At 57.9% G+C, this 10516-nt stretch carries 7 protein-coding genes; 2 read left to right on the top strand and 5 right to left on the bottom strand.

Translation table 11 applies throughout. The features are described 5' to 3' along the window. From AD928_RS01780 to AD928_RS01770, 3 genes are all read right to left on the bottom strand, one after another. Nucleotides 1-1221, bottom strand: a 1221-nt coding sequence (locus AD928_RS01780; protein ID WP_062247754.1) for a restriction endonuclease subunit S, incomplete at its 3' end; no start/stop codon positions are given. Continuing rightward, nucleotides 1211-2737 carry a type I restriction-modification system subunit M gene (locus AD928_RS01775; protein ID WP_062247752.1) on the bottom strand — a complete coding sequence of 509 codons (1527 nt, stop codon included), beginning with the start codon at nucleotides 2735-2737 and terminating at the stop codon, nucleotides 1211-1213. The genes AD928_RS01775 and AD928_RS01780, both read right to left, overlap by 11 nt. A gap of 38 nt (nucleotides 2738-2775) precedes the next feature. Beyond that, entirely contained in the window at nucleotides 2776-3372 is a 597-nt protein-coding gene (locus tag AD928_RS01770) for a restriction endonuclease subunit S (protein WP_062247749.1), read from the bottom strand. Nucleotides 3373-3518: 146 nt separating this feature from the next. On the opposite strand from AD928_RS01770, the gene AD928_RS01765 reads away from it, so the two are divergent. Together AD928_RS01765 and AD928_RS01760 are read left to right on the top strand one after the other, a co-directional pair. Next, nucleotides 3519-4895, top strand: coding sequence for a DUF7986 domain-containing protein (locus AD928_RS01765; protein ID WP_062247747.1), 1377 nt, complete (start codon nucleotides 3519-3521; stop codon nucleotides 4893-4895). A 96-nt stretch (nucleotides 4896-4991) separates the two neighbouring features. Beyond that, nucleotides 4992-6104: a Fic family protein gene (locus AD928_RS01760; protein WP_062247745.1), complete on the top strand. Its 1113-nt coding sequence runs from the start codon at nucleotides 4992-4994 to the stop codon at nucleotides 6102-6104. 92 nt (nucleotides 6105-6196) lie between these two features. On the opposite strand, the gene AD928_RS01755 is transcribed toward AD928_RS01760, so the two are convergent. Together AD928_RS01755 and AD928_RS01750 are read right to left on the bottom strand one after the other, a co-directional pair. After that, the gene (locus tag AD928_RS01755; RefSeq protein WP_233419891.1) at nucleotides 6197-9589 is read right to left on the bottom strand and encodes an error-prone DNA polymerase; all 3393 of its coding nucleotides are present in this window, start codon (nucleotides 9587-9589) and stop codon (nucleotides 6197-6199) included. After that, a partial coding sequence (locus tag AD928_RS01750; protein ID WP_324609177.1) for a DUF6504 family protein occupies nucleotides 9586-10516 on the bottom strand: 931 nt, incomplete at its 5' end. The genes AD928_RS01755 and AD928_RS01750, both read right to left, overlap by 4 nt.

Below are 10516 nucleotides of genomic sequence, written 5' to 3'. Positions count from 1 at the left end.
GTGCTGGACTCTCTCCTGCGGGCGGAACTGAAAAAACGGCGCTTTACGTTTGAAGGACAGGAGCACAGCCAGGGCTTTCTTCTCCTGACGCAGGCGCGAGAGGTCGGATTCAAGGGATGCTATTTCTTCGTCCGCTGTGGTCAGGATAGCGGCGATGGCTTCCTGTTCGGGGAGAGGGGGAAAGTGAATAGAGCAGTCTCCGATATCTCCTAAATTGATCTTTTTGGGAAAGGCGACGTGAATAGTTCTATGCCACAGCTCTCTTCTGAAGAGCTCGCTGTTCAAAGCACACTCAAAAAATTTGGGTGACATAACCTTGCTTGACTTAATTAACGCCAAACTCACGTAGAAAGAGGCGCGAACATTCCAGTCTATTAATCGCGCTGTTCCGATATCTCCTATTCTCGTTAAAAGTATATCGTCTGTTTCTATTTTTCTTTTTTTTGATTCTCTCTGATATATTTCTTCTGAAACGAATTTCGTATTATTGAAGTTTCCTGATGTTAAATGTTCAACACTATAAAAAGGAACGCCTATTTCTACGTAATCAGGTGTTTGATGTGTGCCATCGTAGATTTTTGATATGTCCTTAAGTTTTTTTGTCTTCCACACCCCCGTGAACCCCGGCAGGCGCTTTTTGCCTGTGAGGAGTTGCTGCATGAGGGCTTTTTTCTGCTGCTGGCTGTTGGCCAGAAGCTTCTCCGTCCCCTCAATCGCACGATCCCACGTCGAGAGGATCGCCGCGATCTTCTTCTGTTCGGGGAGAGGGGGGAGGATTATTTTAAGTGTTCTTAATGACTCTAATGATATCTCTTTAAAAGTGCTCCCCTTACTTAAATTGAGGGCCTGTTGAATACAGGATGAGGTCCTCAATTCCTGAATCAGAAAGCTAGGGTAAACTTTCTGGCTACATGAAATTCTAGCAGTGCCTTGTGTAAGGTTTGCTTCAGAAATTTCTGGCGGGACGATGCATGTTGCTCCAATATTTCCACGCAGAGAAAATACGATGTCACCGGGATGAACAGAAGACCTGATGTATTTTCTGTGGATGTCAGTAGACGTGCGCTGTAGAGAAGCAAGTGAAATATCGTCTCTTACATCCGAACTTTTGATGTATGGGACGCCACCGTTCACATGTGGACCAGCCTGAACAATTCCGTAGGAAATCTTTTGTCTTACGGCATCTGCTAGGCTGATTTTTTTCCACCCCTCAGGAAGCATAACCCAGCTCCTTCAGATAAACGTCCATCTGCGCTTCCAGCTTAGCCAGTTCCGCCTTGATCTCCGCCCGTTCGGCCCGCACAGCGTTCAGGTCGATTTCTGCTTCTTCCTCAAACGTATCGACATAACGCGGAATGTTCAGGTTGTAGTCGTTCTCTTTAATCTCGTCCGGTGTGGCGAGGTGGGCGTATTTGTCCACGTCCTTGCGGGCGCGGTAGGTCTCAACAATCTTGGTGATGTTGTCTTCGGTCAGCACGTTCTGGTTCTTGCCCGCCCTGAACTCGCGGCTGGCATCAATGAACAGTACGTCCTTCGTCTTGCGGTCCTTGCGGAAGATCAGGATGGCGGCGGGAATGCCCGTGCCGAAGAACAGCTTTTCCGGTAGGCCGATCACGGCATCCAGCAGGTTTTCCTTGATCAGTTTCTGGCGGATCTTGCCTTCCGAACTGCCCCGGAACAGCACGCCATGCGGCACCACAACACCCATGCGGCCCGTGCGATCCTTCAGCGTGGCAATCATGTGCAGAATAAAAGCGTAATCACCCTTGGTCTTGGGCGGCACGCCACGGGCAAAGCGGTGATGCACGTCTTCCGCCGCCTCGTCATGGCCCCATTTGTCGAGGCTGAAGGGCGGGTTGGCTGTCACCACGTCAAAGCGCATCAGGTGGTTTTTATCATCCAGCAGCTTGGGGTTGCGGATGGTGTCGCCCCATTCAATGCGGTGGTTGTCCTCGCCATGCAGGAACATGTTCATCTTGGCAAAAGACCATGTGGAGCCAATGGCCTCCTGCCCATACAGGGCGTAGTCCTTGCTGCCGTTGTGGTTCTGCGTCACCTGCTTGCCGCACTTCATGAGCAGGGAGGCCGAACCGCAGGCCGGGTCACAAATGCTCTCACCCGGCTGAGGGCTCAGAATACGGGCCAGCAGTTCACTGACTTCCGGCGGGGTATAGAACTCGCCTGCCTTCTGGCCACCACTGGCGGCAAAGTTTTTGATCAGGAACTCGTAGCCATTGCCGATCACGTCCAGATTGCCGACGCGTGAGGGGCGCAGGTTCAGGTCCGGTTTGGCAAAATCTTCAAGCAGATGCCGCAGAATGGTGTTCTTCTGCTTTTCATCACCCAGCTTGTCTGAATTGAAGCTGATGTCCTGAAACACGCTTTTGCCCGCGTCCTTCAGCTTGGTGCCGTTGGCCTCCTCAATGGCGTGCAGGGCCTTGTCAATCCGCTCGCCATTGCCGGGCGTATTACGTTCTTTATAGAGGGTGTAGAAATCGGCACCTTTCGGCAGAACAAAGCGTTCCTGCGCCATCATGGCTTCGATCAGATCAGGATTGTCGCCATACTCCTTCTTGTAGCCGTCATAATGGTCCTGCCACACATCAGAGATGTATTTCAGGAACAGCATGGTCAGCACGTAATCCCGATACGTGTCAGGGCTGACGGTGCCACGAAAGGTGTCGCAGGCGCTCCACAGCGCCTTGTTGATGGTGTCCTGTGAAATCTGCTCGGTCACGCACTTAAATCCTGTATCAAAAACGTCACGGGTGTGGGTCAGCCCGCCAGAAGGTCTCTGGCAAGCCCGGTCATGATCTGCTGGCTGGTCTGGCGCAGGCGGTGCAGAAGTGCCTCCTCGCGCTGCATGGCGCTGGCCAGACCCACAATCTGTTCCTGTCGGGACAGGGGAGGTAGCACGACGGGCGTGGCCTCCAGCACTGGCCGGGCGATGTTGCGCACAAGGGTGGAACTCTGTCCGTTCTGTTCCAGATGCCGCTGCGCCGGTTCCTGATTGAGCCACCATGCCAGATAGGCGGGCAGCACGTCTGGACGCGACACGCGCAGCAGAAAGAAGTGCGGAGCGGCGACGGCATGAAGGCTGCCGATGCTTTCATTAACCAGAACCGCCAGTGACACATTGCCACGGGCAGGGAAAAGAATATCCCCTGGATGCAGCCAGTCTGGCTCACGCCGCCCGCTCACTTCCGTCCGCACGCAGGACGCCCAGTTCACGCCAGAAGACGATGTGTCCCGCATTTGTACAACAACCGTCTCGGCCCCTTCGGTTGGCTCAATCCGCCCTCGGAACGGGTGACCCGCAGCGACTGTTGCGATATCTGAGAGATTCGCTTTATATGCGCGAACGTGTTTCATGCGGTTATATAAGTGACATGAATACGGTTCTGTCAACACTCAAAATGCATGAATGACGTTCATGCAAACTAAGGAACATCATTCAGCCCGGCTCTTGAACATGATATGCTGACAATCGCACCACATGTTATGCAAGGGGGGTGGTTATGGCCGCCGATCATCTGAACGGACTAATCCGCTATCTCGGGCAGGATGACTGGAAAGCGTGTTTCGAGGAGGTTCTGGGCGACCATCTTGGTCCCGCTCTGGAAGCGGCCGATATGACCTTTGAAGACTTGGGCGAGGTCCTTGGTCTGGACGTCGCCATGACGCTCTGGGGGTGCGCGTTCGAGGACTTCCTCGGTCAGGACTGGGACGAAGGCCGGAATTTCGTTGAGGTCTATCTGAAGCGTCGGGGGTGGAAGGAAGGGCCGCGCAACAGCGTCTATATGCGGGCTCTCAAGGAGTCCGTCATGAGCCTCTATGAGGTCTACGACATCGTTCCGGGTCAGAGCCTGATGGCGCGGGATCTGCTTCGCAGCGGCAAGCCCGTGATGGTGCGTGAAGGGACGGCGACGAAGACACTCCGGCCATGGGACCGGATTGCTGCACGTCTGGTGCCGGAAGATGGTCATACAATTCTGGCTGGTGGTTTACTGGCGTATTCACGAGCTGCGTGTGAAGACCTTGCCGGGCATCTCTATGATGTTCTGCGCCGTAAGCGGGGCAAGGCGGAATTCCCGAAGGTCAGGACAGAGGTGTTGCGTGATCTGGCGCCGCTATTCACACTGACCTGGCTGTTCCGGACCCTGGAGAATATGGTGGGACAGAGCGCACTGCCTGTCCTGTTCAATGGAGATGGGGAGGATCTGGTTTTTCACGATATCTGCTTTCCGCTCGCCAGGGGCGTGACCCAGAAAACGGTGGCGGAAGTTCTGGAGAAACTCCCCGGGCTGCGATCCGAGGGGCGGTCATTCTGGAACTGGTTGCGTATGCCGGGACAGAAAAAGGCCACATCGTCCGGTTCGTCGCATCAGGATGCGCAGGCGCAGTTTCTGAGCAGTGAAATGGATGATGGCAGCATTGTGCTGGGAACGCTGGAACTGAAAGGGCGGCAGCTCCGGCTGGAGGTCAATTCGAAGTCTCGTGCAGAGCAGGGGCAGTCGATGCTCAAAGAGGCATTGGGAAATCTTGTCGGGACGCCTCTGACCCAGATTATGACAGCGCAGCAGGCGATGGATGAACGGGGCACAGGAGAGGGCGGTAAGACGCCAGACGTTCAGATCCCGCCGGGGGAAGAAGCCCGGATCCTCGCCGAGGTGCTTGAGCGTCATTACCGGAAGACGCTTGATGACGTTGTCCCGGCGCTGGGAAACATGACACCCCGACAGGCGGTTCGTACGGCTACAGGCCGGAAGGCGGTGGCGGCATGGCTGAAACAGATTGAAAATACGACAGCCGGTCTGGGGCGAGCGGAACTGACATCATCGTTCAGTTTTGACTGGATGTGGAACGAACTCGGGATTGCAAGCTTGAGGAAATAGCTCGGTGTGTTTTCCTAGGGAGTGTCTGATTGCGGAGATTAAGATTGCACTCTGCGGTGATTAGCTGACATATTCTCCGCATAAATTACAGGAAATATGGTGCGATATATCTATCAGCAAGCAGAATGGCCAGATTTTCGGTGGGACAAGGATGCCATTTCTCATGAGCTGGCCGCCGTGCGTCACCGGCAGGGGCGTCTCCTGGGCCGTATGGAAAGCCTCGGCTTCGATTTCAGGTCGGAAGCCGTGCTCCAGACCCTGACGGAAGATGTTATCAAGTCGAGCGAGATAGAAGGCGAAAACCTCGATCGTGAACAGGTGCGGTCTTCCATCGCCCGGCGATTGGGCATGGATATTGGCGCGCTGGCACCGGTAGATCGGAATGTCGAAGGCGTCGTGGAGATGATGCTGGATGCGACCCGACATTATGCCGACCCGCTGACCGAAGAGAGGCTGTTTGCGTGGCATGCGGCTTTGTTCCCCACTGGCCGAAACGGCATGTCACGCATTCTGGTCGGAGAGTGGCGTGATGACAGAAGCGGGCCGATGCAGGTCGTGTCAGGCCCTGTCGGACGGGAGAAGGTTCATTATGAGGCCCCGGCAGCCAGCGGGGTGCCAGCTGAGATGCAGGCCTTTCTTGATTGGTGCAACGCCGGGCAGGCACTGGACCCTGTGCTGAAGGCCGCCATCGCACATCTGTGGTTTGTTACCATTCATCCGTTCGAGGATGGAAACGGACGTATGGCACGGGCGATCGGCGACCTCATGCTGGCGCGTTCGGAACAGACAGAGCAGCGTTTTTACAGCCTGTCGGCCCAGATCCGTCAGGAGCGGAAGGATTACTACGCCATTCTTGAGGTCACCCAGAAGGGAGATATGGACATCACGGCGTGGCTGCACTGGTTTCTGGGCGCTCTCGATCGTGCCTTTGATCGTGCTGAACTGGTCTTGGGGAAAGTCATCCAGAAGGCCCGCTTTTGGGACAATCTGGCCGGGCAATCGATCAATGACCGGCAACGCCTTATGCTGAACCGTCTGCTAGACGGGTTCGAGGGTAAGCTGACCTCATCCAAATGGGCGAAGTTGGCGAAGACGTCACCGGATACGGCCTTGCGGGATATTAATGGCCTTGTGGACTGCGGTATTCTCGTGAAGGAAGCAGCAGGTGGCAGAAGCACAAGCTATGAGTTGGTTTTTCCTGAGATGTAGGAGGGAGAGATGAGTGATGCTCGCTCATCGTGAAATCCTTCGGAATGGACAACTTGATGGTTATATTGAATTATTAAGGTGTTGAAGGATCTCTAAAGTCGATTAACCAATCCACTCGCCAGTAGCAGTTTTCTTCGGTTGTGTGCCCCCGCAACCAAGCACAAGTCCTTGATCGGACACGATAAACCCGCCTCACTCAGGCGGGTTTTTTGTTGCCTAAAATTCCCTGCAGGATGCGTATAGGATGCAGATGGGAGTGAAACTCCAGCGTAGGTTGGGCTGAAATCGGGGCGCTTCACGATTGCGTGATGTCTGTCCCTAGCCTCCGATCTGACGACGATACGCTCGCCGGTGGAAGCGTTGGCATGGGGGCTCTCCGTAGAGGAGCGATTACCGACGTCCGCGAGCAGCCCGGAAAGGTCGGTGATCTCCTTCGCGACCAGATGCACGACGTCACCTTCCTTCTGGAGCATGCCTGTCACCGCCAGCATCTGCCCGCCCAGTACCACGCGCCGGTTCGCATCGAATAGATCCGGCCAGATGATGACGTTCATGTTGGCCGTCTCGTCCTCCAGGGTCATGAACACCACGCCTTCGGCGGAGCCCGGTCGCTGCCGGACCAGCACCAGCCCCGCCACGGTGAGACGCTTCCCATCCTTTGCCGCCAGCGCCTGCCGACAGGACATGATGTCCCTGGCCTGAAGATCCTTGCGTAGGAAGGTCAGGGGATGATCCCGCAGGGTAAGGCCAAGCCGGTTGTAATCCCGCACCACCTCGGCCCCGTCGCGCATGGGTTGCAGCAGCACATCCGGTTCTTCAGCTTCCCGCGTTACCTGGGCTGCCGCAAACAGGGGCAATGGTTCATCGCGCAGAGCCTTGATCGCCCAGAGAGCCTCGCGCCGTGCCAGCCCGAGCGAAGGCCGGAACGCATCCGCTTCGGCCAGATGGGTCAGAGCTGCCGCCTTCACACCGGCCCGACGCCACAGGTCATCGATCGAGGTAAACGGGCGCGAGGCTCGCGCGGCAACAATCCGGGCCGTATCGTCATTGGCTAGTCCCTTCACCAGACTCATGCCCAGCCGCACGGCAAATCGGCCATTGTAGCTTTCCGGTCCTTCCAGCGTGCTGTCCCAGCGTGAGGTATTCACACACACAGACCGGACCTCCACGCCGTGCTCACGCGCATCACGGACAAGCTGCGCCGGCGCATAGAACCCCATCGGCTGGCTGTTCAGGAGTGATGCCAGAAACACATCGGGATGGGTGCATTTCATCCACGACGATGAATAGGCCAGAATGGCGAAACTGGCCGCGTGGCTCTCGGGAAATCCGTAAGAACCGAAGCCCTCCAGTTGCTGGTAGATCCTCTGAGCGAATTCCTCATCATACCCGTTGGCGCGCATGCCATTGATCAGGCGTGTCTGAAACTGCGAGACGGTCCCAGTATTCTTGAAGGTCGCCATGGCCCGACGTAACTGATCGGCCTCGGCGGCGGTAAACCCCGCGCAGATCATGGCGACCTGCATCGCTTGTTCCTGAAACAACGGGATCCCGAGCGTCTTTTTCAGAACCTTTTCCAGTTCAGGTGTCGGATAGTTTTCCGGCTCGATCCCTTCGCGCCTTCGGAGATAGGGATGCACCATGTCCCCCTGAATGGGGCCGGGGCGGACGATCGCGACCTCAATGACGAGATCGTAGAACACGCGTGGCTTGAGCCGTGGAAGCATGGACATCTGTGCCCGGCTCTCGATCTGGAACACACCGATCGTGTCAGCCTTGCGGATCATGGCGTAGGTGCGCGGATCTTCAGCCGGGAGGGTCTGGAGCGTGAAGTGCTGGCCCTTGTGTTCGGCCAGAAGGTCCAGCCCCTTTTTCATGCAGGTCAGCATGCCAAGCGCAAGGATATCGACCTTCATGAATTTCAGGACGTCGATATCGTCCTTGTCCCATTCGATGATCTGGCGCTGTTCCATCGCGGCCGGCTCAATGGGCACCAGTTCATCCAGCCGGTCATGCGTCAGCACAAAACCACCGGGATGCTGTGACAGATGGCGGGGCACGCCGATCAGGCAACGTGCCAGCTCCAGTGTTAGGCGGATGCGCCGGTCGGACAGGTCAATGCCGGTGTCATTGAGGGCCTCATCATCCAGCTTGCGCCCCCAACCCCAGATCTGGCCAGACAGCGTGCGGATCAGATCCTCCGGTAGTCCCATGACCTTGCCGACGTCCCGCAAGGCCCCTTTGGCACGATAACGGATCACCACTGCTGTCAGGGCCGCCCGGTCGCGACCGTAATGCTCATAGACCCACTGGATAACCTGCTCGCGTCGTGCGTGTTCGAAATCGACGTCGATATCCGGCGGCTCACCCCGCTCTTCGGAGACGAAGCGTTCGAACAGCAGCGAGTTGCGGGCCGGATCGATGGCAGTAATGCCGAGCACGTAGCAAACGGCAGAATTGGCCGCCGAGCCACGGCCCTGGCAGAGAATATCCTGAGAACGGGCATAACGGACGATGCTGTTCACCGTCAGAAAATACGGCGCATACTGCATCCGCCCGATCAGGCCGAGTTCATGGCAGAGCGTTTCCGCCACGTCATCCGGTACGCCATCCGGATAGACGGAACGGGCTCCCTCCCAGGTTAGCGCCTCCAGCGCCTGCTGCGGGGTCTGGCCGGGCACGGAGACTTCATCGGGATACTGGTACGCCAGATCATCAAGTGAGAAGCGGCAGCGCTCCACGATGTCCATGGTGCGAGCCACCGCTTCGGGATAACGGTTGAACAGCCGGGCCATTTCCTGTGGCGGTTTGAGATAGCGGTCGGCATGGCGCTCGCGGACAAATCCCGCCTCATCGATCGTGGTGTTGTGGCGGATGCAGGTGACGACATCCTGCAGGATGCGACGGTCATGGGTGTGGAACAACGCGTTGTTGGTCACGACGGTCGGCACGCGGGCCTGGTGCGCCAGGTTCGCCAGTTCGTAGAGACGCATCTGGTCATTGGGGCGGCGCAGTAGCGTCAGCGCCATGTAGGCCCGGTTAGCAAAGGCCTCTTTCAGCTTGCGCAGATGCAGGGCGCAGGCATCATCCGCCGTGTCCGGGATCATGACGACGATCAGGCCTTCGCCCCAGGCGACCAGATCCTCCCGGAGCAGATGGCATTTTCCTTTGCCGGCTCGGGCCTTGCCTATGGTGAGCAGTCGGCACAACCGGCCGTAAGCCGCGCGGTCGGTCGGATAGACCAGCACCGCCGGAAAATCGGCAAGGTCGAGGCGACAGCCGACGACCAGCCGGACGCCGGTAGCCTTCGCCGCTCCGTATGCCTGCACCATGCCCGCCAGGGAATTGCGGTCACAGATCCCGAGCGCCTCGATCCCAAGCACTTTTGCCTGCTCGAATAACTCGATGGGCGACGAGGCCCCGCGCAGGAACGAGAAATAGGTCGTCACCTGCAGTTCGGCGTAATGCGGCGCCAAGTCGTTCATCCGAAAATCCCGTGCAGGAACCAGCCCTGCGAACCCGTTTCGCCATGCTCGCCGTCACCGGCCCGGTAGAGCCAGAACCGCTCGCCGCTGGTGTCCTCCACCCGGAAGTAATCCCGGGCGATAGTCAGTTCGGCATCATTCTTCCACCATTCGCCAAAGACACGCTCCGGCCCGTCGGCGCATTTCACTTTCCGTCGCACGCCCCGCCAGATGAAGAACAGCGGTGGCTGATCCGGCAGTTCCGCCATGGCCTGCACGGGTTCGGGCCGCGCCAGCAGGCGTGTTGGACGTGGCCAGTGCTCGGGCCAGTCCTTCGTCTCCTCGGGCGCCAGCGCGGGCACGCGGCAGAAGGAGCGTTCGGGCAGGTCGCTTTCCACCGGAGCAAACCGGTACAGCGCCTGCGTGCCGACACGGTTGGCCAGCGTGTCGATCAGGTCGGACACATCGGCCTCTTCCTCGGCGATCAGGGAGGAGACGGTCTGCCGCCGGTCCATGAGTTCGGCCAAAGAGGCGATCAGCACCATGCGTTCGATCCCAAAGCCCGGATTGATGGTTTCGATCTTCTCGCACAGCAGCCGGGTCAGGCGCTTGACGTCGCGCACCGGCATGGCCGTGGCAACCCGGATCGCCTCGGTGCGGCTGTCCACCCGATGCAGCAGCAGGTCGAGACGCCGCACGCCCTGTCCACGCTCGTCCAGTCCCTGACACAGCAGCGGCACCAGCTTGCCGATGTAGCGGGCAATGGTCTCCGCAGCCCCGATGGGTTCAGCGAAGTTCCGGCTGACCTCGACCGGATCGACCGGGCGGACTGGTACGATGGCCTCCCCAATGCGCCCGAACGCCTGATCCAGCCTGCGGGCCACATCCGGACCGAACCGCAGGGCCAGAGGGGCGCGGGGCATGGACGTGTCCCGGTTTAGTTCCGGA

It is taken from the genome of Acetobacter cerevisiae (assembly GCF_001580535.1).
GTDB classification, from domain to species: domain Bacteria; phylum Pseudomonadota; class Alphaproteobacteria; order Acetobacterales; family Acetobacteraceae; genus Acetobacter; species Acetobacter cerevisiae.
Note: the sequence above shows the minus strand (reverse complement) of the source record. Positions and strands in the feature narration are given on the sequence as shown.